General features: G+C 63.5%; 22 protein-coding genes. 6 read left to right on the plus strand and 16 right to left on the minus strand.

The genetic code is table 11. The annotated features are described in order from the left end of the window. The first annotated feature begins 6 nt into the window (after positions 1–6). Positions 7–1,197: a vWA domain-containing protein gene (locus tag LB557_RS13740; protein ID WP_224642150.1), complete on the plus strand. Its 1,191-nt coding sequence runs from the start codon at positions 7–9 to the stop codon at positions 1,195–1,197. Between the two features lie 103 nt (positions 1,198–1,300). After that, positions 1,301–1,705 carry a peptide-methionine (R)-S-oxide reductase MsrB gene (msrB, locus tag LB557_RS13745; protein ID WP_015315226.1) on the plus strand — a complete coding sequence of 135 codons (405 nt, stop codon included), beginning with the start codon at positions 1,301–1,303 and terminating at the stop codon, positions 1,703–1,705. A gap of 63 nt (positions 1,706–1,768) precedes the next feature. Here msrB and LB557_RS13750 read toward each other — a convergent pair whose 3' ends face one another. The 13 genes from LB557_RS13750 to LB557_RS13810 all read right to left on the minus strand — a co-directional run bounded on the left by LB557_RS13750 (position 1,769) and on the right by LB557_RS13810 (position 16,656). Then, positions 1,769–2,068: a hypothetical protein gene (locus LB557_RS13750; protein WP_140616614.1), complete on the minus strand. Its 300-nt coding sequence runs from the start codon at positions 2,066–2,068 to the stop codon at positions 1,769–1,771. Continuing rightward, positions 2,069–2,509, minus strand: a complete 441-nt coding sequence (locus tag LB557_RS13755) for a hypothetical protein (RefSeq protein ID WP_140719970.1) — start codon at positions 2,507–2,509, stop codon at positions 2,069–2,071. 49 nt (positions 2,510–2,558) lie between these two features. Beyond that, complete coding sequence (locus LB557_RS13760) at positions 2,559–2,819, minus strand: DUF2312 domain-containing protein (RefSeq protein WP_015315223.1); 261 nt, start codon at positions 2,817–2,819, stop codon at positions 2,559–2,561. Between the two features lie 159 nt (positions 2,820–2,978). Next, the gene (gene pyc / locus LB557_RS13765; RefSeq protein WP_224642149.1) at positions 2,979–6,437 is read right to left on the minus strand and encodes a pyruvate carboxylase; all 3,459 of its coding nucleotides are present in this window, start codon (positions 6,435–6,437) and stop codon (positions 2,979–2,981) included. 285 nt (positions 6,438–6,722) lie between these two features. After that, positions 6,723–7,841 carry a branched-chain amino acid ABC transporter substrate-binding protein gene (locus LB557_RS13770; RefSeq protein WP_015315221.1) on the minus strand — a complete coding sequence of 373 codons (1,119 nt, stop codon included), beginning with the start codon at positions 7,839–7,841 and terminating at the stop codon, positions 6,723–6,725. Between the two features lie 137 nt (positions 7,842–7,978). Next, positions 7,979–8,326, minus strand: a complete 348-nt coding sequence (locus tag LB557_RS13775) for a DUF6867 family protein (protein WP_140697456.1) — start codon at positions 8,324–8,326, stop codon at positions 7,979–7,981. A gap of 16 nt (positions 8,327–8,342) precedes the next feature. Next, entirely contained in the window at positions 8,343–9,071 is a 729-nt protein-coding gene (locus LB557_RS13780; RefSeq protein ID WP_015315220.1) for an ABC transporter ATP-binding protein, read from the minus strand. Further along, the gene (locus tag LB557_RS13785) at positions 9,071–10,552 is read right to left on the minus strand and encodes an ATP-binding cassette domain-containing protein (RefSeq protein ID WP_140793061.1); all 1,482 of its coding nucleotides are present in this window, start codon (positions 10,550–10,552) and stop codon (positions 9,071–9,073) included. Before LB557_RS13785 ends, LB557_RS13780 begins: the two co-directional genes overlap by 1 nt. Beyond that, positions 10,552–12,147, minus strand: a complete 1,596-nt coding sequence (livM, locus tag LB557_RS13790; protein ID WP_140712547.1) for a high-affinity branched-chain amino acid ABC transporter permease LivM — start codon at positions 12,145–12,147, stop codon at positions 10,552–10,554. The genes LB557_RS13785 and livM overlap by 1 nt, the downstream gene beginning before the upstream one ends. A gap of 4 nt (positions 12,148–12,151) precedes the next feature. Continuing rightward, positions 12,152–13,054, minus strand: a complete 903-nt coding sequence (locus LB557_RS13795; protein ID WP_015315217.1) for a branched-chain amino acid ABC transporter permease — start codon at positions 13,052–13,054, stop codon at positions 12,152–12,154. Between the two features lie 335 nt (positions 13,055–13,389). Next, positions 13,390–14,391, minus strand: a complete 1,002-nt coding sequence (locus LB557_RS13800; protein WP_224642148.1) for a 4-hydroxyproline epimerase — start codon at positions 14,389–14,391, stop codon at positions 13,390–13,392. 14 nt (positions 14,392–14,405) lie between these two features. Beyond that, a complete protein-coding gene (locus tag LB557_RS13805; RefSeq protein WP_224642147.1) occupies positions 14,406–15,743 on the minus strand; it encodes an NAD(P)/FAD-dependent oxidoreductase in 1,338 nt (445 codons plus the stop codon). Positions 15,744–15,762: 19 nt separating this feature from the next. After that, positions 15,763–16,656 (minus strand): dihydrodipicolinate synthase family protein, encoded by an 894-nt coding sequence (locus tag LB557_RS13810; protein ID WP_224642145.1) that lies wholly within the window; start codon positions 16,654–16,656, stop codon positions 15,763–15,765. Positions 16,657–16,725: 69 nt separating this feature from the next. On the opposite strand from LB557_RS13810, the gene LB557_RS13815 reads away from it, so the two are divergent. Beyond that, a complete protein-coding gene (locus LB557_RS13815) occupies positions 16,726–17,418 on the plus strand; it encodes a GntR family transcriptional regulator (protein WP_224642143.1) in 693 nt (230 codons plus the stop codon). A 25-nt stretch (positions 17,419–17,443) separates the two neighbouring features. On the opposite strand, the gene LB557_RS13820 is transcribed toward LB557_RS13815, so the two are convergent. Beyond that, positions 17,444–17,749 (minus strand): hypothetical protein, encoded by a 306-nt coding sequence (locus LB557_RS13820; protein WP_015315212.1) that lies wholly within the window; start codon positions 17,747–17,749, stop codon positions 17,444–17,446. A gap of 236 nt (positions 17,750–17,985) precedes the next feature. Beyond that, the gene (locus LB557_RS13825) at positions 17,986–19,482 is read right to left on the minus strand and encodes a CoA-acylating methylmalonate-semialdehyde dehydrogenase (RefSeq protein ID WP_015315211.1); all 1,497 of its coding nucleotides are present in this window, start codon (positions 19,480–19,482) and stop codon (positions 17,986–17,988) included. A gap of 159 nt (positions 19,483–19,641) precedes the next feature. On the opposite strand from LB557_RS13825, the gene LB557_RS13830 reads away from it, so the two are divergent. The 3 genes from LB557_RS13830 to LB557_RS13840 all read left to right on the plus strand — a co-directional run bounded on the left by LB557_RS13830 (position 19,642) and on the right by LB557_RS13840 (position 23,297). Beyond that, a complete protein-coding gene (locus LB557_RS13830; RefSeq protein ID WP_140662594.1) occupies positions 19,642–20,523 on the plus strand; it encodes a LysR family transcriptional regulator in 882 nt (293 codons plus the stop codon). Between the two features lie 189 nt (positions 20,524–20,712). Further along, positions 20,713–21,156 carry a hypothetical protein gene (locus LB557_RS13835; RefSeq protein WP_140662592.1) on the plus strand — a complete coding sequence of 148 codons (444 nt, stop codon included), beginning with the start codon at positions 20,713–20,715 and terminating at the stop codon, positions 21,154–21,156. Then, on the plus strand, positions 21,153–23,297 hold the full coding sequence (locus LB557_RS13840) for a phospholipase D-like domain-containing protein (protein ID WP_140662591.1): 2,145 nt from the start codon (positions 21,153–21,155) through the stop codon (positions 23,295–23,297). Before LB557_RS13835 ends, LB557_RS13840 begins: the two co-directional genes overlap by 4 nt. A 60-nt stretch (positions 23,298–23,357) precedes the next feature. Here the strand turns inward: LB557_RS13840 and LB557_RS13845 are convergent, their stop codons facing one another. Continuing rightward, entirely contained in the window at positions 23,358–24,614 is a 1,257-nt protein-coding gene (locus LB557_RS13845; protein ID WP_140662589.1) for a D-amino acid dehydrogenase, read from the minus strand. Positions 24,615–24,714 lie beyond the last annotated feature (100 nt).

The raw sequence follows: 24,714 nt of genomic DNA on the forward strand, positions 1-24,714 counted from the left end.
CCGGCCATGTTCATCCCCTTCTTCCTCGAGCTGAAGGCAGCGCGCGTTCCCGTCTCGCTCAGGGAATACCTCTCTCTGCTGGAGGGGCTGGCCGCCGGGCTGGTCGATTACGACGTCGAGGGTTTTTATTATCTCGCCCGTGCCGCTTTGGTGAAGGACGAGCGCCATATCGACCGCTTCGACCAGGTCTTCGCGCATGTCTTCAAGGGCGTCGAGGCACTGGGCGGGCCGGATGCGGTCCACGTCGCCAATATTCCCGAGGAATGGCTGCGCCGGCTCGCCGAAAAGCACCTGACCGAGGAAGAGAAAAAGCTGGTCGAGGCGCTGGGCGGTTTCGACAGGCTGATGGAGACGCTAAAGCAGCGGCTCGAGGAACAGAAGGGCCGCCACCAGGGCGGTTCGAAATGGATCGGCACCGGCGGCACCTCTCCCTTCGGCGCCTATGGCTACAACCCCGAAGGCGTGCGCATCGGCCAGAACGAAAGCCGCAACCGTCGCGCGGTGAAAGTCTGGGACAAGCGCGAGTTCCGGAATCTCGACGATGCGGTCGAACTCGGCACCCGCAACATCAAGATCGCGCTGAAGCGCCTGCGCCGCTGGGTGCGCGAGGGCGCCGAGGAAGAATTCGACCTGCCCGGTACCATCCACGCCACCGCCGAGCACGGCTATCTCGACGTCCAGACACGGCCCGAGCGCCGCAATGCGGTGAAGCTCCTGATGTTCTTCGATGTCGGCGGCTCGATGGACGATCATATCAAGAGCGTCGAGGAGCTGTTTTCCGCCGCCCGCGCCGAATTCCGCCAGCTCGAATATTTCTATTTCCACAACTGCCTCTACGAAGGCGTGTGGAAGGACAATCGCCGCCGCCATGCCGAGACGATCTCGACCTTCGATCTCATCCACAAATATGGCCCCGACTACAAGGTCATCGTCGTCGGTGATGCCTCGATGAGCCCATACGAGATCGCCCACCCAGGCGGCTCGGTGGAACACTGGAACCCCGAGGCCGGAGCCGTCTGGCTCGGCCGGCTGCTGCGGCAATGGCCGAACGCGGTGTGGCTTAACCCCGAGAACGAGAAGAACTGGGGCTTTACTCATTCGATCGCGATAATCCGTGACATCTTCGGCGGCCGCATGTTCCCGTTGACACTGGCCGGACTGGAGGGCGCCACGAGGCAATTGTCGCGCAAACATTGAGATATCCGGAGCGGTCGGACTGGGCAGGTCTGTAACAAACCCCTATCTTGTTGCGAATATCCGGTTGCAACCAAGAACGAGCCGCCAAGGCTGAGGAGATCAAATGGACACCCACACCTACCCCGTCACCCGCACCGACGCCGAATGGCGCGCCCGGCTGACGCCGGAGCAATACGCCGTCATGCGCAACCATGGCACCGAGCGGCCGGGAAGCTGTGCCCTGCTGTACGAGAAGCGCGCCGGTACTTTTTCCTGCGTCGGCTGCGACCAGCCGCTGTTCCAATCCACGCTGAAATTCGAGAGCGGCACCGGCTGGCCGAGCTTCAACGATCCCGTGCCGGGCTCGGTCGAGAACACCGTCGATCGCAGCTACGGCATGGTCCGCACCGAATGCCATTGTGCCCGTTGCGGCAGCCATCTCGGCCATGTCTTCGAGGACGGCCCGCCGCCGACCGGCCTGCGCTACTGCATCAATGGCGTGGCGCTGAAATTCGAGCCGGCCGGCTGAACAACGCGTCGTGAATGCTTGCCAAGGGCGGCTCCGGCCGCCTTTTTCGTGCGGGCAGCTTCGTCAGACGACGATCGTGGCGATCAGCCAGAGCGCTGATCCCAGCATGAAGAGGGAAGCCCTGGCACCACCGGCCTTCTCAGCCGTGCGCCAGACCGCCAAAGCCAGGAAGATGCTGTAGGGCACCGGTGCGAAATGCACCGCAAGGACAAGGCCGAGCGGCATCTTCAGCCCAAGCAAGATCAGCGCCCCGGCAGACGACGCAATATTGATCGCGGTTCCGACAAGCATCATGTCGCGCCAGAACAGCCGGTCGATCGGCACCTCGCCAAGCCAACGCGAGCGGAAGAAATCCGCGATCACTTACCCCTGCCTCAGCACTTCGGTCACGGCGCACTCGACCCGCGAGCATTCCGTCACCAGCCAGTCGGTCATGGCAGGCCAGTTGTCCTCGGCAAAGCAGTTGACGCGCCACATCGAATTGATGCCAAGGCCTTCGCAGCTTTGTTCCGGCCTGAGCTTCAGCCTGTCTTCGATCGCTGGTCGGAACGGCTTCAGCCGCGACCAGCTTTGCGTGGCGCCGAACTTCTCGTTGCGGCCGAAGAAGACACCGACATGGTTCTGCGCCGGCGCGACATACATGGAAAGCACCAGAGCGAAATCGGGCAGTCCGCGCTGCCAGAACCAGGGCCCGCGCCGCGCCAGCCGGGCTCTTTCTTCCGGATGCCGTTCGGCAAACAGCAACCAGAAGCCGCGATGGCGGAATTCCGAGGCGCGGCGGCCGCCGAAGTCGAATTCGCTCATGGTTCGAACCGTATCACCGGCAACCGCGTCGGGCACCGGCCGGTTAGTCTTACACCATGCCGAGGGCGGCCATGTACAGATCGAGGATGGCGTCCTCCTCCTGGCGCTCGGCCTGGTCCTTCTTGCGCAGACGGATGATGGTGCGGATTGCCTTGGTGTCGAAGCCGGTGCCCTTGGCTTCGGCGAAGACTTCCTTGATGTCGTCGGAGATCGTCTTCTTTTCTTCCTCGAGCCGCTCGATGCGCTCGATCAAGGCACGCAGCTGGCCGGCGGCAACAGTCTGGCTGGTCTCGGTGATATCGTCGGCCATGTTTTCTCCAAATCGGTTCCGCGCCGCGACTCGGGGAACGTGCCGCGACGAATTTCAGCGGTTCGATGCCCGACCGGAGCCGGCGGGTCAAGCCGTTATCGAACAGCTCGCCAAGGCCTGCCGTCATGAGCCGACAGCCTGCCCGTTCCTTGCGAGCTCTCAGTTGAAGGCGATCAGGAGATCCTTCGCATCGATCTGGTCGCCGGCCTTCACCAGCACCTCGGCGACCGTCCCGTCGCGCTCGGCGTGCAGCGCCGTCTCCATCTTCATCGCTTCGATGGAGAGCAGCACGTCGCCGGCCTTGACCGCCTGGCCGGCGGCGACCGAAAGTGCGGAGACCACACCCGGCATCGGCGCCCCGACATGCGCCTCGTTGCCGGGCTCCGCCTTGCGACGCGCCTTGGCCGCCGACGCGCCATGCGCGCGATCGGGCACCTTCACGCGCCGCGGCTGGCCGTTGAGCTCGAAGAACACCGTGACCATGCCCTTGTCGTCGACATCGCCGAACGCCTGGCAGCGCACGACCAAGGTCTTGCCCCTTTCGATATCGACGAAAATCTCGTCTTCCGATTTCATGCCGTAGAAATAGGTCGGCGTCGGCAGAACGCTGACCGGGCCGTAGGTCTCCTGCGCGGCGACGAAGTCGGAAAACACCTTCGGATACATCAGCCACGAGGCGAACTCGTATTCCGACAGCTTGCGCTCGAGCTTGTCCTCGATCTCCTTGCGGCTCTTCTCGAGGTCGGCCGGCTTGAGCAATGAGCCGGGCCGCGCCGTGATCGGCTTGTCGCCCTTGAGTGCCTTCCTCTGCAACGCCTGCGGCCAGCCGCCAGGGGATTGGCCAAGATCGCCGCGCAGCATCGAAACCACCGAGTCCGGGAAGGCGATGTCGCGGGCCGGGTTCTCGACATCGGCAACGGTCAGGTCCTGGCTCACCATCATCAGCGCCATGTCGCCCACGACCTTGGAGGACGGCGTCACCTTGACGATGTCGCCGAACATCAGGTTGACGTCGTGATAGGTCTGCGCCACCTCGTGCCAGCGTGTCTCCAGCCCCAGCGAACGCGCCTGTTCCTTCAAATTGGTGAACTGCCCCCCCGGCATTTCGTGCAGATAGACCTCGGAAGCCGGGCCTTTCAGGTCGCTCTCGAAAGCAGCGTACTGATTGCGAACGGCTTCCCAGTAGAACGAGATCTTGCGGATCCACAGCGGGTCGAGGCCTGGATCGCGTTCGGTGCCTTTCAGCGCTTCGACGATTGAACCCAGGCACGGCTGCGAGGTGTTGCCGGAGAAGGCGTCCATCGCCGCGTCGATGGCGTCGACACCGCTTTCCACGGCCGCCAGCACGGTTGCCGCCGACAGACCCGATGTGTCGTGGGTGTGAAAATGGATCGGCAGGTCGGTCGCCTCGCGCAGCGCCTTGAACAGCACGCGGGCAGCACTCGGCTTCAACAGGCCGGCCATGTCCTTGACCGCGATGATATGGGCGCCGGCGGCCTGCAATTCCCTGGCGAGCCCGACATAGTATTTCAGGTCGTACTTGGCCCTCGCCGGATCGAGAATGTCGCCGGTATAGCACATCGCCGCTTCGATCAGCTTGCCCTCTGCGCCGACCGCGTCCATGGCGACGCGCATGTTCTCGACCCAGTTCAGGCAGTCGAAGACGCGGAACAGGTCGACGCCGCCGGACGCCGCCTGCTTGACGAAATGCTGCACGACATTGTCGGGATAATTGGTGTAGCCAACACCGTTGGCGCCGCGCAGCAGCATCTGCAGCAACAGGTTGGGGGCGGCTTCCCGCACCAGCGACAGCCGCTCCCATGGATCCTCGGTGAGGAAGCGCATGGCGACGTCGAAAGTGGCCCCACCCCAGCATTCGAGCGACAGCAACTGCGGCAAGGCGCGCGCATAGGTGCCGGCGATGCCGGCAATGTCATGCGTGCGCACACGGGTGGCGAGCAGCGACTGGTGGCCGTCGCGCATCGTCGTGTCGGTGACCAGCACTTCCTTTTGCTCGCGCATCCAGGCGGCGAACTTTTCCGGCCCGAGCACGTCGAGCTTCTGCTTGCTGCCGCTCGGCACATTGCCGTTGAGATAGGGCACCACGGGCGGAGCCGCGTCGGCCTTTGGCGTCGGTCGGCCGCGCGTTTCGGGATGGCCGTTGACGCTGACGTCGGCCAGGTAATTGAGCAGCTTGGTGGCGCGGTCCTGGCGCTTGACCTGCTGGAACAGCTCCGGCGTCGTGTCGATGAACCTGGTCGTATAGGAATTGTCGGCGAAGCTCGGGTGATTGATGATCGCTTCGAGGAAGGTGAGGTTGGTGGCGACGCCGCGGATGCGGAACTCGCGCAGCGCGCGGTTCATGCGGGCGATCGTCTCGGCCGGCGTCGGCGCCCAGGCCGTGACCTTCTCCAGCAGCGGATCGTAGAAGCGGGTGATGACCGCGCCGGAATAGGCCGTGCCGCCATCGAGGCGGATGCCGAAGCCGGTGGCGCCGCGATAGGCGGTGATGCGGCCGTAGTCCGGAATGAAATTGTGTTCGGGATCTTCCGTGGTGATGCGGCACTGCAAGGCATGGCCGTTCAGCCGGATGTCCCTCTGCGCCGGCACACCCGATTCCGGCGTGCCGATGGCGAAACCGTCGAGGATGTGGATCTGCGCCTTCACAATGTCGATGCCGGTCACCATTTCGGTGACGGTGTGCTCGACCTGGATCCGCGGATTGACCTCGATGAAGTAGAACTTGCCGGTATCCGCGTCCTGCAGGAATTCGACGGTGCCAGCGCCGATATAGCTGGTCTCGCGCGCGATCTTCAGCGCGTAGCCGCAAAGTTCCTGGCGCAGGTCCTCGCTAAGATAGGGCGCCGGCGCGCGCTCGACGACCTTCTGGTTGCGGCGCTGGATCGAGCAGTCGCGCTCGAACAGGTGCACTGCATTGCCGTGTGTGTCGCCAAGCACCTGCACCTCGACATGGCGGGCGCGCTCGATCAGCTTTTCGAGATAGACCTCGTCCTTTCCGAAGGCGGCCTTCGCCTCGCGCTTGCCTTCCATGACCTCGCGGGCGAGGTCGGCCTCGGAGCGAATGGCGCGCATGCCGCGGCCACCGCCACCCCACGAGGCTTTCAGCATGACCGGATAACCGACCGTCTTCGCGAGTTCCTTGACCGCCTCCATATCGTCCGGCAACGGATCGGTCGCCGGCACCACGGGCACGCCGACCTCGATGGCCAGATTGCGCGCCGCGACCTTGTTGCCCAGCCGGCGCATCGTGTCGGGCTTCGGACCGATGAAGGTGATGCCTGCTTGAGCGCAGGCTTCGGCGAATTCGGGGCTTTCCGACAGCAGCCCGTAGCCGGGGTGGATGGCATCGGCGCCTGAAAGTCTGGCGACGCGGATCACCTCCTCGATCGACAGATAGCTCTCGATCGGACCCATGTCCTTGCCGAGATGCGGGCCGCGCCCGACCTGGTAGCTCTCATCGGCCTTGAAGCGGTGCAGCGAGTATTTGTCTTCCTCGGCCCAGATCGCCACGGTTTTGAGGCCCAGCTCGTTGGCCGCGCGAAAGACGCGGATGGCGATTTCTGACCGGTTGGCGACGAGGATCTTCGTGATGGCCAAGGACTGGGCTCCAGCAGCGGAAGGAACGGGAAATCGGGGCAATGATTAGCGCGAAAATGCTGCAGTGCAAACAAAATCGACGCTGATTTAAACCGATTTAGATCGATTATCCGGCCAACACTCGCACGCATCGGTTCGAACGGACGGAACAATGGCGACAATTTCGATCCTGGATGCGATCTTCGTAAGGAAGGCTCGCCGTGACGTAACCCGGCTGCCGGGGCGCATCAAAAGAAAATGCCCGGCGCGAGACGCCGGGCATCGTTGGTTTCGGATCCGAATGAATTACGACTTCGGGAACCAGGAATACTTCCCGTCGTCCTTCTTCTTCCATTCGTACATGATGTAGCCCGGCAGCTTCGGATCGCCCTTGGCGTCATAGGCGAGATCGCCCAGAACGGTCGGGAACGGGCCGCTTTCATGCATCGCCTTGGCGACGGCCTGCGGATCGTTCGTCTTGGCGGCAGCGGCCGCCTCGGCGACCACCTGCACGGCGGCATAGGCGTAGAGCGTGTAGGCTTCCGGCTCGAAACCCTGCGCGCGGAACTTCTCGACGAGTTCCTTATTGGCCGGGATCAGACGCGGATCGGGGCCGAACGTGTTGAGGGTGCCGGCGACAGCGTCGCCCGCGATGGCGGCGAGTTCGTCCGTCACGATGCCGTCACCCGACATCATCGGGGCCTTGAGGCCCTGGTCCGCCGATTGACGGATGATCAGACCGGCTTCGGTATGCAGGCCACCCCAGTAGATCAGGGTGACGCCGGCTTCCTTCATCTTGGCGATCAGCGCCGAGAAGTCTTTGTCGCCGACATTGACGCCTTCATACATCACTTCCTTGATGCCGGCGGCGTTCATCGCCTTCTTGGTTTCGTCCGCGAGGCCCTGGCCATAAGGGGTCTTGTCATGGATCACGGCGACTTTGGCATCCTTGAAGTTCGCGGCGATATAGGCGCCAGCGATGCTGCCCTGCTGGTCGTCGCGTCCGCAGGTACGGAACACATTCCACAAGCCGCGCTCGGTAAACTTCGGGTTGGTTGCGGCCGGCGTGATTTCGACGATGTTGTTTTCGGCGTACACTTCGGAGGCCGGGATCGACACGCCCGAGTTGAAGTGGCCAATCACGAACTTGACGCCGTCGCCGACGAACTTGTTGGCGACCGAGATGCCCTGCTTCGGATCGGAGACATCGTCGCCGACTTCGAGCTTGATCTGCTCGCCATTGATGCCGCCCTTGGCATTGATCTCGGCGACCGCCGCTTCGGCGCCCTTCTGCAACTGTGCGCCGAAGGCCGCGTTCGGACCGGTGATCGGCCCGGCGACGGCGAACATTACATCAGCCCACGCGTTGCCGCCGAACGCGACGAGCGCGGTCAGGGCCACGGCGGACAAAAGTGACTTTTTCATTTAAACGCTCCCATTAACGGAGTGGGCGTGGATGAAGCTTTCATGCGATGCCCACCCTTATCGCAGAAAGCATAGTTTGCCGATTTTCAGGCACTTGTCACGCCGATTCATCCCTGACGCGGCGTTAATGATGAACGTCAACCTTTCGGCTTCCAGCTTAAGATTGAAGCTCTTTCGTAGAGCCAATTATACTGTGTGACCATCTGGTTGGTTCGTGTGTATTGATAGCCTATGAAGCCTAGTATCATCAGCACGATGGTGTCGACGATATAGTAATGCAGCGAGAACATCGTGCCGTCGAACAGCGCGTGATGGATGAAGCGGATTCCGATGCCGAGCCCGAGCAGATAGGCAAACAGCTGGATGAAGCTGCGCCATGTCTGGGCACTGGCTTTGCCGGTCATCCAGGCCGCCCATCCGCCGAGCAGGCAGGTGACGAAGAAGAACTGCCAGATCGACGGTTCCTCGTAGAGAATGCCTTGCATGGGAAGTCTCCTGAACTCAGTGATGTCCGCCTTCGAGATAGGCGGCGCGCACTTCCGGATTGGCGAGCAGCTCCTTGCCGGTGCCGCTCATCGTCACATTGCCGTTGACCATGACATAGCCGCGCGTGGCGAGCTTGAGTGCGCCGAACGCGTTCTGCTCGACCAGGAATACGGTCAGCCCTTGGGTGCGGTTCAACTCACGAATGGCATCGAAGATCTGCTTGACGATCAGCGGCGCCAGGCCCAGCGACGGCTCGTCGAGCAGAAGCAGTTTCGGCCGCGCCATCAGTGCGCGTCCGATCGACAGCATCTGCTGTTCGCCGCCCGACAGCGTACCGCCACGCTGGGCGATGCGCTCCTTCAGCCTGGGGAACAGCGTGAACACCTTCTCGACGTCCTCGCCATAATATTTGAGGTTGTCGAGGCTGGCGCCCATTTGCAGGTTTTCCATCACCGTCATGCGCGGAAAGATGCGCCGGCCCTCCGGTGACTGGGCAATGCGCATGCGCGCGATTTCGTGTGTCGGCAACTGGGTGATATCGGTCCCGTTGAAGGTGATGGTGCCCGTGCGGGCGCGTGGAGCCCCGAAGATGGTCATCATCAGCGTCGACTTGCCGGCGCCGTTGGCGCCGATCAGCGCCACGATCTCACCTTGCTTGACACTGACATTGACGCCGTTCAGCGCACGGATGTTGCCGTAATAAGTCTCTACGCCCTTGATATCGAGCAGCGTTGTCGTGGCCATCACTTGCCCCCTCCACGCTTGCCCTGCACGGGCTTGGCTGTGCTCGCCTTGGCTTTGCCGGACACATGACTGGTCGCCACCTTGCCTGCATCGACGCGGCGCGAGAATTCCGTATCCTTGCCTTGGCCGAGCAGCTTGGCCTGCTTGACCCACTCCTCGCGCGCGATGCGTCCGTCAAAGGCCAGGTAGGCCTCGACCGCCTCGACGTCTGCCTTCTTCCAGGCGCCGATCTGGTCGAAGTGGAAGATGCCGTGTTCGTTGAGCTTCTTCTCGTTGACCGTGCCAATGCCCTTGATGCGGGTCAGATTGTCGGCCTTGCCGCCACGGGGGGCAGCGAGGCGGTTCGAAACGCCTTCGGCCTTCGCGGCAGGCGCCTTGGCGGCCGTTTTCCGTGGTTCCGCTTTCTTCGCGGCGGGCTTGGCCGGCGCCGGTGTCGGGGCAACAGGCCTGCTTGCCACGCTGGCGCCGCGGGCATCGACCTGCGCTGCCTTCGAGGCGCCTTTCGACACGGTTACGCGTTCGCCTTGGCTATGGCCGACGGTGTCGCTCACCGGCCCGGCCAGATACGATGACGATGTCCCCGGGCCATGCGCGGAATCGGGGCCGATGTCGAGCTGTTCGATGACGTCCTCGTCGCCGACTTCGGTAAGTACGGTCTCGACCTCCTCGTCGTCGACGCCAAGATAGGCAGCGATGACGCGCGGGTCGGTGCGCACCGACTGCGGATTGCCGTCGGAGATCTTGCGGCCATATTCCAGCACCACGACATGGTCGGAGATCTGCATGACCACCGACATGTCGTGCTCGATCAGGAGGATCGAGGTGCCTGTCGTGTGCTTGATCCCCATCAGCAGTTCGTTGAGAGCCGCCGATTCCTTCGGGTTGAGACCGGCCGCCGGTTCGTCGAGGCACAGAAGCTCGGGACCGGTGCACATGGCGCGCGCGATCTCGAGCCGCCGCTGTGCGCCGTAGGGCAAGTCGCCGGCCGGATCGTCGGCGCGATCGACGAGATCGGCCTTTTCCAGCCAGTGCTTGGCAAGCTCCACCGATTCGGCCGAGGCCTTGCGGTAGCCGCTGAAGCCGAACAGGCCCAGGATCGTATACCCGGAGGCCTTCATCAGCTTGTTGTGCTGGGCGACGAGCAGGTTCTCCAGCAGCGTCATGCCCGAGAACAGGCGGATGTTCTGGAAGGTGCGCGCCACCTTGGCGCGCGCCGGGATCTCATGGTTGGGCAGCCGTTCCAGCAGGTAGCTGGAGCCATCGGCCCGGTTGAGCGTGATCATGCCTTCCGACGGCTTGTAGAAGCCGGTGATGCAATTGAACACGGTGGTCTTGCCAGCGCCGTTGGGGCCGATCAGCGCGGTGATTTCGCCGCGCCTGGCAGTGAAGGACAGGTCGCCGATGGCGACCAGGCCGCCGAACTTCATCGACAGATGATCGACCTGCAGGATGGCGTCGTTCATTTGTGCGTTCGCATTCATCAGCCGTGACCCTCCTTGGTGAAGGAGCTTGAGACAGCCCTTCGCTCCTTGAGGAAGGCTGTCGGTTCACGACTGCCGACAAAGCCCCGTGGCTTCCACAGCATGACGATGACCATGGCCATGCCGAACAGAAGCATGCGGTAGAGTTCGGGGGTGAAATCTTGCCCGAAGACCTGTTTGAGGAAGTCGAGCTCGCGCAGCGCCTCGGTGCCGCCGATCATCACCATCGCGGCGACGGCGATGCCGACCAGCGACCCCATGCCGCCAAGGACGACGATGGCCAGGATGATGGCCGATTCCAGGAAGACGAAGGATTCCGGGCTGACGAAGCCTTGCCGCGCGGCGAAGAATGCCCCGGCAAAACCGCCGAACATGGCACCGGTGGCAAAGGCCGTCAGCTTGGTCGTGGTGGTGTTGATGCCGAGCGAGCGGCAGGCGATCTCGTCCTCGCGCAGCGCTTCCCAGGCACGCCCGACGGGCATGCGCCTCAGCCTGATGGTGACGAAGGCGGTGAGCATGCAAAGCGCCAGGATCAGGTAATAGAGGAAGATCTTGTAGTAGGCGCTCGAGGTCGCGAGGTGCAGGACCTTGGCGATGTAGTTGGGGTCCGAGACGTTGAAGGTCATCAAGCCGAAAAAGGTGACTTTCGGGATGCCGGAGATACCGGCCGAACCGTTGGTCACATCGCGCCAGTTGATCAGCACCAGGCGGATGATCTCCCCGAAGGCAAGGGTGACGATCGCCAGGTAATCGCCGCGCAGGCGCAGCACCGGAAAGCCGAGCAGCACGCCCCAGAACGCGGCCATGGCGCCGGCCGCCGGAAGCAGGATCCAGAACGACAGGCCGTAGGTTGTGCCAAGCAGCGCATAGGCGTAGGCCCCGACGGCGTAGAAGGCGACGTAGCCCAGATCGAGCAGGCCGGCGAGGCCGACGACGATGTTCAGCCCCCAGGCCAGCATCACGTAGATCAGGATCTGGATGCCGAAATTGTCGACCCATTTCAGCGAGCCCTGCAATCCGGTGGCGACCGACCACGACATCAGCGACAGCACGACGATGACAAGGATCGGATAGAGCACCAGCGCGGCAATGCCGAGCTTGGTGAAGTTGGCGTGGATGAAGCCGCGGTAATAGTAGATCACACAGGCCAGCGCATAGATGATTGCGAGCGCGCGCAGGAACTGCAGATAGCCGGCCGCCTCTGCTCCTATCCATCCGGGAAGCGAGCCGTTGAACACGAACAGCAGCACCACCGCGATGATCGCCACGATAAACGCCGGCAACAGGAAGAAGCGCGACGCCGCACTGGCCGGCAACAGGCCGGTGGCGACATCGGCGATCTTCTGGTTGGCCATGAAGGGTTGACCATAGGCGACATAAAGGAAACGGCCGATAGCCGTTGCGATCACCACGGAGGCCAAGAGGCCCCAGCGCTTCACCAAGACCAGTTCATTGGAGATGTTCTGGTCTGTCTTGAGGCCGATGAACAGCACGAACAGGCCAAGCGAGATGGCGCCGGCATAGAAGCCCTCGCGCAGCGCGCGCTGCATGGGGCTGGCGACAGTGTCGCGCTCTGGAGATACGGTCACGGCCATGGTCTCAGACCTTTTCGACTTCTGGCCGGCCCAATATGCCGGAAGGCAGGAAGATCAGCACGATTGCCAGGATCGAGAACGCGGCGACGTCCTTGTAATCGATCGAGAAATAGGCCGACCACATGCTCTCGATGAAGCCGATCAGGAGGCCGCCCAGCACCGCACCTGGCAATGAACCGATGCCGCCAAGAACCGCCGCCGTGAATGCTTTGACCCCGGGGGTAAAGCCGTCCGAGAAGGCGATGACGCCGTAGTACATCAGGAACAGCGTGCCGGCGACGGCGGCAAGAGCGGCGCCCATGATGAAGGTGATCGAGATGGTGCGGTCGACGTCGATGCCCAGCAGGGCGGCCATCTTGCGGTCCTGCTCGCAAGCGCGTTGCGCCCGGCCAAGCGAGGTCTTGTTGACCAGGTACCAGAACAGCGCCAACAGCAAAGCGGTGACGATGACGATGATGATCTGCTTCAGCGAAACGCTGACGCCGTTGATGTTGTAAACTTGGCTGACCATCGGCGGGATCGGCTTGTTGCGCGGGCCTTGCGTCACCTGGACGAAGTTCGACAGCGCGATCGACATGCCGATGGCGGTGATCAGCGGCGCCAGCCGGAACGAACCGCGCAGCGGCCGGTAGGCCACTTTCTCGATCGTCCAGTTGTAGAGGCTGGTGAGCAGCATCGCCACGATCATCATGACCAGCAGCGCGATGACCACGGGCACCGAATAAAACAGCGCGCCGAGGATGAGGAAGACGATCAGCGCCGTGAAAGCGCCCACCATGAAGATGTCGCCATGGGCGAAATTGATCATGCCGATGATGCCGTAGACCATCGTGTAGCCGATCGCGATCAGCCCATAGATCGATCCCAGCGTCAGCCCATTGATAAGCTGCTGGACAAAGTACTGCATGTGTACATGGCTCCCCTGGAATGTCGCCCATGCAGACGCATTCCTTTTCGTATTTCCCCTAGTCGTAAAGTTTCGAGCCCGGATTGCAACGTGATTTTTTTGACCGCTCCGCGTGTTTGCAAGTCACGTCTTCCCGATCGCCCGTTTTTCGCACCCAGCCCCTGGACTATCGCGGACCCTATCATTGGCATAACGCAATGTCTTTGACGATTGAGCCGCATCATGCGTTCCGTTTCGAAGAAATCACCGTCAAAATTAGGTGATGAGGGGAATCGTTGCGTTCCTGACACGGTTCGTTTTTTCGTCACACTCCTTTCCGCAGGGTCAGGATTCTCCTACTTGACCACGAAACCGTGCGCGAACGGATCGCGGTCGTCGATGAAGATCGTGTTCAGTCCAGTCATGCGGGCCCAGCCGCCGATCGAAGGGATGATGGCCGGCTTGCCGGCGACGGTGACGTCCTTTTCAACCTTGCCCTTGAACAGCGAGCCGATGATCGATTCATGGACGAACGCATCCCCCGCCTTGAGCTTGCCCTTGGCATGGAGTTGCGCCATGCGTGCCGAGGTGCCGGTGCCGCAGGGCGAGCGGTCGATCGCCTTGTCGCCGTAGAAGACGGCATTGCGGGCATCGGCTCCCTCGACCGTCGGCTTGCCGGTCCACAGCATGTGCGACAACCCGGTGATCCCGGGATTCTCCGGATGCACGAAGGAATACTTCTCGTTGAGCCGCTGCCGCACCACCGGGCTCCAGGCGATGAGGTCGCCGGCGGAATAGTCGGCCATATCGCGATAGTTCGCCTGCGGCTCCACGATGGCGTAGAAATTGCCGCCATAGGCGACATCGACGGTGATCTCGCCGAGCCCCGGACATTCAACCTTCAACCCTTCGGCATAAAGGAAGGACGGCACGTTGGTGATGCGCACCTCCTCGACATACTCGCCGACCTGCTTGTATTCCGCGATGACCAGGCCGGCGGGCGTGTCGAGCCGCAGAACACCTGGCGTCTTCGGCTTGATCAGCCCATGCTCGATCGCCATCGTCACCGTGCCGATGGTGCCGTGGCCGCACATCGGCAGGCAGCCCGACGTCTCGATGAACAGGATGGCGATATCGCAATCCTCGCGGGTCGGCGGGTAGAGGATCGAGCCGGACATCACGTCATGGCCGCGCGGTTCGAACATCAGGCCGGTGCGGACCCAGTCGTATTCGGCTAGGAAATGCGCCCGCCGCTCCATCATCGTCGAGCCCTGCAGCAGCGGCCCGCCGCCGGCGACCAGCCGCACCGGGTTGCCGCAAGTGTGGCCGTCGATGCAGAAGAAGGATTTCTTGGCCATGTCGCTCCTCGAGATCAAAACCGTTGTGGACTGAAGGGGGCCAGATCAACGGATGAAGTCTGCCCCAGAACGAATTCCCTGATCAACCGCCCGGTTGCCGCGGCCTGCGTCAGGCCGAGATGGCCGTGGCCGAAGGCGTAGATCACGGACTGGCTTCGCGCCGCCTTGCCGATGACGGGCACCGAATCCGGCAGGGAGGGCCGGAACCCCATCCATTCGCGCCCGCCCGAGGGATCGAGCCCCGGCAGGAATTCCCGCGCCTTCCGCAAGAGCGCTTTCGACCTGTTGAAATTGGGCGGCCGCTCGATGCCGCCGAGTTCCACGGCACCGCCGACACGCAGGCCGGTTTCGAGCGGGGTGATGACGAAGCCATGGCCGGAAAAGGTCAACTGTCGCCTCACGTCGAAGGCGCTCGTCGGCAGCGTCGTGTTGTAGCCGCGTTCGGTCTCCAGCGGAATGCGATCGCCGAGTTGCCGCGCCAGCAGATGCGACCAGGCGCCCGCGGCAATGACTATGTGACTGGCTTGCCTCGTCGTGCCGTCGGCCAACGTCAGTGTCGCACCATCCTGATCCGCCGCGACGCGGTCGATGCGGGCCATCTCGAAGCGGGCGCCCTTGGACTGCGCGTACGCCCACACCGCCTTGCCGAGCAGTTTTGGATCGGCGACGGTCTTCCATCCAGGCACGAAAGTGCCTTTGACGAAGCGCGGTGACAGCCCCGGCTGCAGGTCCGTTAGGTTCTCGCCCTCGACATGGCGGAAGCCGATGCCGAAGCGCTCGCGCGCCGCCCAGCCCGACAGCGAGGCGCGGAACTCGGCCTCGCCTTCGTAGAGTTCGAGCGAACCGTCCTCGCGCAGCATCGGCCGGGTGCCGGAACGATCGAGCAGATCCATCCATTCGGCCTCGGCAAGCTTCATCATGCCGGCCTGCGCCGTCAGGCTCGCCTCATATTTTCCAGGCGCGCCGGCGCGCCAGAACCGGATCAGCCAGGGCAGCAGCTTCGGCAGGTAGGCGGGCGGAATGCTGAGCGGGCCGAGTGGATCGGCGAGCCATTTTGGCAGCTGCCGGATCATGCCCTTGTGCGCCAGCGGCAGCACGTCGGAGAAGGCAAAGGCGGCCGCGTTGCCGGAGCTCGTCTCCTCGCAGATGCCCGTGCGGTCGAAGAGCGTGACGTCCAGTCCCGCCTCGGCAAGGAAGGCAGCCGCGCAAATGCCGATGATGCCGCCACCGACGATGGCGATGTCTCTCCCTTCTCCCCGTTCACGGGGAGAAGGTGCCCGCAGGGCGGATGAGGAGCGCCGCCCCTTATCTGTCGATTTGGACTTTCCTTGCACCTGGGCGCTGCCTCTCATCTGGCTGTCGCCACCCTCTTTAGAACTGCGGCAGTGTCGGCCGCGCCGCCAGCGCATCCTTGATGATCTTCTCGACAGCCTTGCGGCGTTCGCCCGACAGCGGCATGCGCGGCATGCGCACGCGGTCATTGGTGTTGATTGCGAACACTTCGGCAAGCTTGATGTTCTGCACCAGATAGGTCGAGACATCGAGGTCGAGCAGCGGCCGGAACCAGCGGTAGATGGCGAGCGCCTCTTCGCGGCGCCCCTGCTTCATCAGCTGGTAGATGGCGACGGTCTCGCGCGGGAAAGCGGTGACCAGACCGGCCACCCAGCCGATGGCACCCACGGACAGCGCCTCGAAGGCCAGATTGTCAACGCCGGTGAACAGGTCGTAGCGGCTGCCCAGGCGGTTGATGATCTCGGTCGAGCGGCGGATGTCGTCAGAGGATTCCTTGATGGCGACGAAGCGCTTGTCCGACGCCAGCTCCTCCATTTGGTCGACGCTTACATCGACGCGGTAGGCGAGTCGGTTGGAATAGATCATGACCGGCAAGTCGCCGGCTTCCGCCACCGCGCGCAGCGCCGCCACCGTCTCTTCCGCGTTGGTGTGGTAGATCGGGCTCGGCACCACCATCAGGCCATCGGCGCCTTCGTCGGCGGCGCGCTTGGCGATACTGGCGGCCTCGCGGGTGCCGGCCTCGTTGACCGTCAGCAGCACCGGCTTCTTGCCAGCGATCTTCTGCGCGGTCTTCAGCACCTCGATCTTCTCGTCAAGCGACAGCATCGGCCCCTCGCCCAGCGAGCCGCAGACGATGATGCCATCGCAGCCGGCATCCATTTGCAGGCCGAAGCAGCGCTCCATCTCGGCGTGATCGAGCCGGTCGTCGGCGGTGAATTTGGTCGTGACGGCGGGGAAAACTCCGGTCCACATAGCTATCTCTCCATCTGATATATCAGCCGTATATCTGTTAGGAAAGCTGCTGTCAATGCGGAATCTGTTATGATATATTCTAGATATATCAGGAGAGAGCCTTTGATATCCATGGAAGCAAGCATCGTGTCGGAGCCCGCGGCGGCCAAGGCCTATCGCGTCCTCGAAAACATGATCGTCACGCTCGAACTGGCCCCGGCGAGTTTTGTCACCGAGGGGTCCCTGATCGAGCGGCTGGCGCTCGGCCGCACGCCGGTACGCGAGGCGATCCAGCGGCTGGCCTGGGAGGGATTGCTAGACGTCAGGCCCCGCGCCGGCATCGCGATCGCGCCACTGCACCCCGGCGACTGGCTGCGTGTGCTCGACGCAAGGCGCGGCGTCGAGGTGGTGCTCGCCCGTTCGGCCGCACGCTTCGTCACCCGCGAGGCCGCCGACCTGTTCCACGAGGCGGCGCTCGCCATGCAGAAAGCAGTGATATCAGGCAATGTGCTCGCCTTCATCCAGGCCGACAAGGCGCTCGACGAGGCGCTGGCGCTGGCCGCCGACAACCCGTTCGCCGCCCGGCTGGCCGCCCCCCTGCAGACCCACAGCCGCCGCTTCTGGTTCCGCTACAAGGCCGACACCGGGCTGGCGGAGTCCGCCGAGCACCATGTTGCATTGATCCGCTCGATCCTGGACGGCGATGAGGAAGGCGCCGCCAAGGACGCCAAGAAACTGATGGCACTGCTGCGTGGCCATGCCGAGGTCGCCGCCACGCGCTAGTTGCAAGAGCGCGAAGGCAAATCGCTCAGGCGCCCGGCAAGGCCGCCTTGAGTGTCGGGCTGTCCCAGCCTTCGCCAACCGACAGGATACAACTCTGGCCTTTCGTATCGGAAGCCAAGACCGTCCAGCTGCCTTGTTCCGAAACGAAGACCTCGAGGACCACATTGGGGTTGATCAGGCCGCGCCCGGCTTCGCTTTCGTGGAAGTTCTCGCCGAGCGCCTTCACGATATCGGCGCGTGGCGCGCATTGCCCAGCTGCATTTGCCTGAGCAGCGCACGAGCACATCGCCATCGCCGCAACGAACATTGTCGCCGTAAGACGTCGTGTCATTTGACACCTCCTTGCGCCGGACGATGCAATGCCACCGGCCCGCCGTCGGCGCCCTGGTTGTCTGCCGCGCCTCCTCCACGGCAGGATTGCAGCCCTAAGTCGCGCAATCCCCCACCGGTTCCATCACATTAGCGTTTGCAAAAACAAAAGGCCTAAGTCCGGGGACTTAGGCCTCAGGTTCAATCGATCTTCTCATCCGCCCTGCAGCGAGGAAGACCAGATAAAAAAGCGTCCGGTCAATTCATCGTCGGGATAACGAACTCAGCGCCGTCCTTGATGCCGGACGGCCAGCGCGAGGTAACCGTCTTGGTCTTGGTGTAGAAGCGGAACGCGTCCGGGCCATGCTGGTTGAGGTCGCCGAAGGAAGACGCCTTCCAGCCGCCGAAAGTGTAATAGGCGATCGGCACCGGGATCGGTACGTTGACGCCGACCATGCCGACCTGGACACGGCTGGCGAAGTCGCGCGCGGCGTCGCCATCGCGGGTGAAGATGGCGACGCCATTGCCCATCTCATGATCGTTGGCGAGTTTGATGGCGTTCTCATAGGTCGGCGCGCGCACCACCGAGAGCACCGGCCCAAAGATCTCTTCCTTGTAGATGCGCATATCGGCCGTGACATTGTCGAAAAGGCAACCACCCATATAGTAGCCGTTCTCATAGCCCTGCATCTTGAAGCCGCGGCCGTCGACGACAAGCTTGGCGCCTTCCTTGACACCGGTGTCGACGTAACCCTTGACGCGCTCCAGCGCCTGAGCGGTAACCAGCGGGCCGAAATCCGCTGCCGAATCCGTCGAGGGACCGACCTTCAGGCTTTCGACGCGCGGGATCAGCTTTTCCATCAGCCGGTTGGCGGTGTCGTTGCCGACCGGAACGGCCACCGAGATAGCCATGCAGCGCTCGCCGGCCGAGCCGTAGCCGGCGCCGATCAGTGCGTCGACGGTCTGGTCCATGTCGGCGTCGGGCATGATGATCATGTGGTTCTTGGCGCCGCCGAAGCACTGCACGCGCTTGCCGGCCGCCGTGCCGCGCGAATAGATGTAGTGCGCGATCGGCGTCGAGCCGACAAAACCGATGGCCTTGATGTCGGGATCGTCGAGGATGGCGTCGACGACATCCTTGTCGCCGTTGACGACATTGAGGATGCCGGCCGGCAGACCGGCCTCGATGAACAGTTCGGCAATGCGCATCGGCACACCCGGATCACGCTCCGAAGGCTTCAGGATGAAGGCGTTGCCGCAGGCGATCGCCGGCGCGATCTTCCACAGCGGGATCATCGCCGGGAAATTAAACGGCGTGATGCCGGCGACGACGCCGAGCGGCTGGCGCATCGAATAGACATCGATGCCGGGGCCTGCACCGTCGGTGAACTCGCCCTTCATCATGTGCGGAGCGCCGATGCAGACCTCGACCACTTCCAGGCCGCGCTGGATGTCGCCCTTGGCGTCGGCGATGGTCTTGCCATGTTCGCGCGCAAGGATCTCGGCCAGTTCGTCATAGTCGCGGGCGACCAGTTCGAGGAACTTCATCAGCACGCGCACGCGGCGCTGCGGATTGGTCGCGGCCCATTTGGGCTGTGCGGCCTTGGCGTTCTCGACCGCCGCGCGCAATTCCGCCTGCGAGGCCAGCGCCACCGTGCCGCGCACCGTGCCGTCCATCGGCTGCATGACGTCCTGCTTGCGGCCGCTGGTGCCGGCGACACGCTTGCCGCCGATGAAATGACCGTAGTCGATCATGATTTCTCTCCCTGGGTTGTGATGTCGCATTGTCCGCCTTTGGCCGGCCGATGGCAACGCGAGGGAGAACGCAACCGTTGTGCATAAAATAGATATCGATTGACGCGTGAGCATCAATTCTCGCAAATACTCGCCCGAGATCTCCATCAGGGGAACGCCATGAACTGGGATGACGTCCGCATCTTTCTCGCCGTGGCGCGGGCCGGCCAGATCCTTGGCGCCGCCAGGCGGTTGGAGCTGAACCACGCCACGGTCTCGCGCCGCATCGCGGCCCTTGAAGACGCGTTACGCACGAAACTCTTCCGCCGGCTGACCACCGGCAGCGAACTGACCCCGGCCGGCGAGCGCTTCCTCGACATCGCCGAGCGCATGGAGGGCGACATGATCGCCGCCCGCTCGACCATATCGGGCGAAGGCGACGACGTGTCCGGAACCGTGCGCATCGGCGCGCCTGACGGCTTCGGCGTCGCTTTCCTGGCCAAGCGGCTGGGCGAACTCACCGCCCAGCACCGCGAACTCACCATCCAGCTCGTCCCGGTGCCGCGCTCCTTCTCCCTGTCGCGACGCGAGGCCGACATTGCCATAACCGTCGAGCGGCCGACCGAAGGCCGGCTGGTGGCGGGAAAACTGGTCGACTACTCGCTCGGGCTGTTTGCCTCCCGCGGCTATGTCGACGCGCATGGCCTGCCCAAAACCGCCGCCGAACTTGGCCAGCACACCCTCATCGGCTATGTGCCTGACCTGATCGTCAGCCCGTCGCTCGACTACGCCGCCGAATTCAGCGCCGATTGGCGGACCAGCTTTGCCATCTCCTCCGCACTTGGTCAGGCCGAAGCGGTGCGCTCGAGCGCCGGCATCGGCATCCTGCACACCTTCGTCGCCCGCTCGATGCCGGAGTTGGTCGCCGTCGATGTGGTCGCGCCCATCCGCCGCGCCTACTGGCTGGTCTATCACGAATCGGTGAGACCGCTGCGCCGCGTCCAGATCGTTGCCTCCTTCATCACCAAGGCGGTGGAACGGGAGCGGGGGTTGTTTACCTGATTTCGCCCAGATGCCTGCGGGTTTCGCGCCCTTAAGGCAGGGTGCCGACATCACAATAACGCGGGGCCTGGATCACGCACGGCGCCTTTTCCTTGCCACAAAACCGACCAGTGTGGCATCAGGCGTGCGGTCGCCGGCCATGGGACAGCTCGGGTGGGGAAATCTTTCATAAAGCTGGCGCGGATAGACATGCGAGCCGTTCTTGCCATCCTGCCGCTGCTGATCGTCTCCGCATGCGCCAACCCATGGACAAAAGTTCCGGAAGCCGAATTGCCGAAACCGATCCGCTACGCCATGGCGCGTCCCTCGCCTTTCGTCATCGGCAATTACTGCGGTCCCGGCACCCGCACCGGCGATCTGTCGGCCCGGCCTGTCGATCGCCTCGACGCCGTTTGCCGAACCCATGATGCCTGCTACATCGCCCGCCGCAACCATTGCGACTGCGACGGCGCCCTTGTCGCCTCGGCGAGGGCGATCCGCGATGACATGACGGCGCCCCGCAAGATGCGCGGCGAGGCGGACCTGCTAATCGCCACCTTCGCCATCCCTGTCTGCAAGGTTTTCCCGCAAGGTTTCATGCCGCCCCGCGACCCGGCGCAGTTGAGCGTCATGAAGGCCGGGGCGACGGGGTGAACATCCGCACGGCCATCCTCGCCCTGTTCGGGCTGGCCGCCCTTGCCGGCTGCGGTGCGGGCCGCAATGCCTGCGAACTATCGGCCGGGCAGGAGGCTTGCGCACGGCCCTCGCTGTCGGCTGGCACGCCCGGGTCGCGGGTCGCGGCTGAGCAGTTCTTCGGCAATGACGGCGGCAGCGACTATGAAAGACGGTTCCTGGCACTGCTCGCCCACAACCAGCTCGGCGCCATGGACCGTGCCAACGGCACCGGCCCCTTCGGGCGCAACCGCCTCGATGTCCAGAACCGCGATTTCCAGGCGACCTATTCGACGCTCCAGCACCTGGCCGGACCAGTCGCCAACGCTCATCTGCCGCCGGTCGGTGGGGGCAGCGGCGACGGTCATTTCGACGGCCGCTGGCGGGTGTCGCGGCAGACGCTCTATATCGATGCGGCGGCGCGGCCCTCGGCCCCCAGGATTTTCGATTTCTCCGGCTTGCAGGCACGCAGCACCGAGATCGTCGTGCGACAGGCGGGCAAACAGCCGGCCGACATCGAAGGCAATTGCGACGGCGCGTTGGCGCTCCGCGCTGGCGGAGCCTCACGCACCATCGCCGCCGGCGCGGCATTCCGCTTTCACCTCTCCGGCGAGGACGACACGGTCAGCCTGTTCCCGGGCGACGGCCTAAACCGGTGCACGGCGAGGATCCGCTCCAGCCTTGCGCCCACCGGTACACCGCTCACCATCCGGCGCGAAGAAACCGCGGATCCGGCGCTTGCCAGCTTGGACAGCCGCTACCAGCGCTGCCCAGTCCCCGGCGGTGCCGGCCTCGATGCGCTCGAGCGCGCCTTCTATGCCAGCCGCTGGCTGTCGCAGACCTGCGCCATGCCGATCGGCGAGCCCAGGCTGCTGCGCAAGTCGCGCGACGGCTTCAACGCCAAGGTCGAGGCGCTGATGGGCGCGCCGCTGCCCGATGCGGCAATAGACAGGGGCGATCCGGAACTGCCGCTCGATTTCTCGAAGGCGCCAAGGCTGAAGCTGATCTATCTGTCCTCGCTGGAATTCAAGGCCGACTTTTCCGGGCGCGTCATCGAACGGCTGATCCGCCATCATGCAGCGCTTGGCGCCAAGGTGCGCATCATAGTCACCGACGTGCTGGAGCGCGAAAAGGACGACGCCATGCTGCACCGGCTGGCCGCCGAATTCCCCAATGTGGAGCTGCAGGAATATCGCTGGCGGGCGGACCACGGCGCGCCGATCGACGAGCAGATTTCACAACTGCACAAGGTCCATCATGTCAAGATGCTGGCCACGCTGGCGCAGGACCCCGCGCGCTCGCGCGTCATCATCGGCGGCCGCAACATCCATGACGGTTTCCTGTTCCACCAGCCGATCGATCTGTCGCGCTATCCGGACCTCGAGCAATACGGCAAGACCGACGGGTTTTCGCTGAATTACTACTCGAACTGGAGCGACTTCGACATCGAGTTCGCCGACCGGGCGACGGTCGAGACGCTCGCCGCGCAGCTGTCGACGATATGGCTGCGCGACGCCGACACCAACCTGGCGCGCCCCTTCTCCATCCCGGTCCGCGGAGATGGCCCCCGGGGCAATGCCCGGCATTTCATCTCGATGCCCTATGAGGATGACCATGCGCTGGAGGCCTATTTCGTCGAACTGGTCGATGCCGCCCGGCACCATATCCAGATCGTCAACCCCTACCTCAATCTGACGCCGAGCCTCGCCAAGGCTTTTGACCGGGCGCTCGCCCGCGGCGTCAGGATCGACGTTGTCGGCCGCATCGACCTCAAGGGCGATATCGGGGGCAGGTTTCTCACCGCGCTCAACAAGCTGTTCGTCGAGAAATATGGCGACCGTATCGATATCCGCGAGTTCAAGGCGCCTGACGTGGTGCTGCATTCCAAAATCATGATGATCGATGAAAGGCTGGTTGCCATCTCCTCGGTCAACCTCAACAACCGCAGCTTCTTCCACGATTCGGAGAACGGCATGATGGTGCTCGACCCCGCCTTCTACGCCAGGATGAAGCCGGTCTATGACGACTACCTCGTCCACTCGAACCCGGTCGCCACCAATGTGACGATCCCGTGGGCCTACCGGCTGCTGTTCGACGAGGCGTGGGTCAGGCAGGCGTTCTGATATCGCCCCGGTTCCGGGGCAACGACATAAGCAAAGAATAAAGCGCGAGACGCGCGGCGGCTATTTCAGGTAACGCTCCTGGGCCAAGGCACGCACGTCGATATCGGGCACCCGGTTGGAGATGATGTCGGCCAGAACCTTGGCCGAGCCGCAGGCCATGGTCCAGCCGAGCGTGCCATGGCCGGTGTTGAGATAGAGGTTGGACAGCTCCGTGCGGCCGATCAACGGCGGTCCGTCAGGCGTCATCGGCCGCAGCCCGCACCAGAACGTCGCATCGCGCATCGCGCCGGCTCCCGGAAACAGGTCGCCGACCGAGTGTTCGAGCGTGCGCCGGCGCGATTCATGCAGCCTGAGGTCGAAGCCGGAAATCTCGGCCGTGCCGCCGACGCGAATGCGGTCGCCGAGCCGGGTGATCGCGACCTTGTAGGTTTCGTCCATCACGGTCGACACGGGCGCGGCGGCGGCGTCCTTGATCGGCACCGTGATCGAATAGCCCTTGACCGGATAGACCGGGATCGGTCGCTTCATCCGGCGCATGAAGCCAGCCGAATAGCTGCCCAGCGCCATCACATAGGCGTCGGCGGTCAGCCAGCCCTTGCTGGTGCTCATATTGTTGACGCGGTTGCGGCTGCGGATGACGCGCCATATCGTCGTGTCGTATTCGAACTTGACGCCGCGCGCCACGCAGAGCTCGGCCAGCCTGTCGGTGAACATCTTGCAGTCGCCGGTCTCGTCGCCCGGCAGTCTCAGGCCGCCGACGAATTTTTCACGCACCCCCGCCAGCGCCGGTTCCGCCGCGATGCAGCCGTTGGGATCAAGGACCTCATAGGGCACGCCATATTTCTTCAGCACCTCGACATCGCCTCCGGTGCCGTCGAGCTGCTTTTGCGTCCGGAACAGCTGCAGCGTGCCCTGCGTCCGCTCGTCATAGGCGATGCCGGTCGCCTCGCGCAGCGCCTTCAGCGTGTCGCGGCTGTATTCCGCCAGCGGCACCATGCGCGATTTGTTGATCGCGTAGCGCTCGGCGGTGCAGTTGCGCAGCATCTTGACCAGCCACGTCCACATGTGCGGATCGAAGGCCGGCCGCACCACCAGCGGACCATGCTTCATCAAGAGCCACTTGATCGCCTTGAGCGGGATGCCGGGGCCGGCCCAGGGCGAGGCATAGCCGGGCGAAATCTCGCCGGCATTGGCAAAGCTGGTTTCCAGCCCCGGCCCTTTCTGGCGGTCGATCACCGTCACCTCGTGGCCGGCCTCGGCGAGATAGTAGGCCGTGGTCACCCCGATCACGCCACTGCCCAGCACCATGATTTTCATCATTCACTCCTTGCCGCGCCGAGCGTCCTCAGGACGCCCGTGGACGCAGCCGTATTTTTCGATTTGCGCATGATCCCGAGCGAAAATCGATGCCGATCTT

This window comes from Mesorhizobium sp. BR115XR7A (assembly GCF_020165315.1).
Taxonomy (GTDB): Bacteria; Pseudomonadota; Alphaproteobacteria; order Rhizobiales; family Rhizobiaceae; genus Mesorhizobium; species Mesorhizobium australicum.

Bases quoted from the DNA above. Each gene is read 5' to 3' on its own strand.
- LB557_RS13830 (WP_140662594.1), top strand. From the start codon at position 19,642: ATGAACTGGGATGACGTCCGCATCTTTCTCGCCGTGGCGCGGGCCGGC.
- LB557_RS13835 (WP_140662592.1), top strand. From the start codon at position 20,713: ATGCGAGCCGTTCTTGCCATCCTGCCGCTGCTGATCGTCTCCGCATGC.
- LB557_RS13785 (WP_140793061.1), bottom strand. From the start codon at position 10,552: ATGAATGCGAACGCACAAATGAACGACGCCATCCTGCAGGTCGATCAT.
- LB557_RS13780 (WP_015315220.1), bottom strand. From the start codon at position 9,071: ATGGCCACGACAACGCTGCTCGATATCAAGGGCGTAGAGACTTATTAC.
- LB557_RS13740 (WP_224642150.1), top strand. From the start codon at position 7: ATGTTCATCCCCTTCTTCCTCGAGCTGAAGGCAGCGCGCGTTCCCGTC.
- LB557_RS13775 (WP_140697456.1), bottom strand. From the start codon at position 8,326: ATGCAAGGCATTCTCTACGAGGAACCGTCGATCTGGCAGTTCTTCTTC.
- LB557_RS13810 (WP_224642145.1), bottom strand. From the start codon at position 16,656: ATGTGGACCGGAGTTTTCCCCGCCGTCACGACCAAATTCACCGCCGAC.
- LB557_RS13795 (WP_015315217.1), bottom strand. From the start codon at position 13,054: ATGCAGTACTTTGTCCAGCAGCTTATCAATGGGCTGACGCTGGGATCG.
- LB557_RS13825 (WP_015315211.1), bottom strand. From the start codon at position 19,482: ATGATCGACTACGGTCATTTCATCGGCGGCAAGCGTGTCGCCGGCACC.
- LB557_RS13815 (WP_224642143.1), top strand. From the start codon at position 16,726: ATGATATATTCTAGATATATCAGGAGAGAGCCTTTGATATCCATGGAA.
- LB557_RS13820 (WP_015315212.1), bottom strand. From the start codon at position 17,749: ATGACACGACGTCTTACGGCGACAATGTTCGTTGCGGCGATGGCGATG.
- LB557_RS13755 (WP_140719970.1), bottom strand. From the start codon at position 2,509: ATGAGCGAATTCGACTTCGGCGGCCGCCGCGCCTCGGAATTCCGCCAT.
- LB557_RS13760 (WP_015315223.1), bottom strand. From the start codon at position 2,819: ATGGCCGACGATATCACCGAGACCAGCCAGACTGTTGCCGCCGGCCAG.
- livM (WP_140712547.1), bottom strand. From the start codon at position 12,147: ATGGCCGTGACCGTATCTCCAGAGCGCGACACTGTCGCCAGCCCCATG.
- LB557_RS13800 (WP_224642148.1), bottom strand. From the start codon at position 14,391: ATGGCCAAGAAATCCTTCTTCTGCATCGACGGCCACACTTGCGGCAAC.
- LB557_RS13805 (WP_224642147.1), bottom strand. From the start codon at position 15,743: ATGAGAGGCAGCGCCCAGGTGCAAGGAAAGTCCAAATCGACAGATAAG.
- msrB (WP_015315226.1), top strand. From the start codon at position 1,301: ATGGACACCCACACCTACCCCGTCACCCGCACCGACGCCGAATGGCGC.
- LB557_RS13845 (WP_140662589.1), bottom strand. From the start codon at position 24,614: ATGAAAATCATGGTGCTGGGCAGTGGCGTGATCGGGGTGACCACGGCC.
- LB557_RS13770 (WP_015315221.1), bottom strand. From the start codon at position 7,841: ATGAAAAAGTCACTTTTGTCCGCCGTGGCCCTGACCGCGCTCGTCGCG.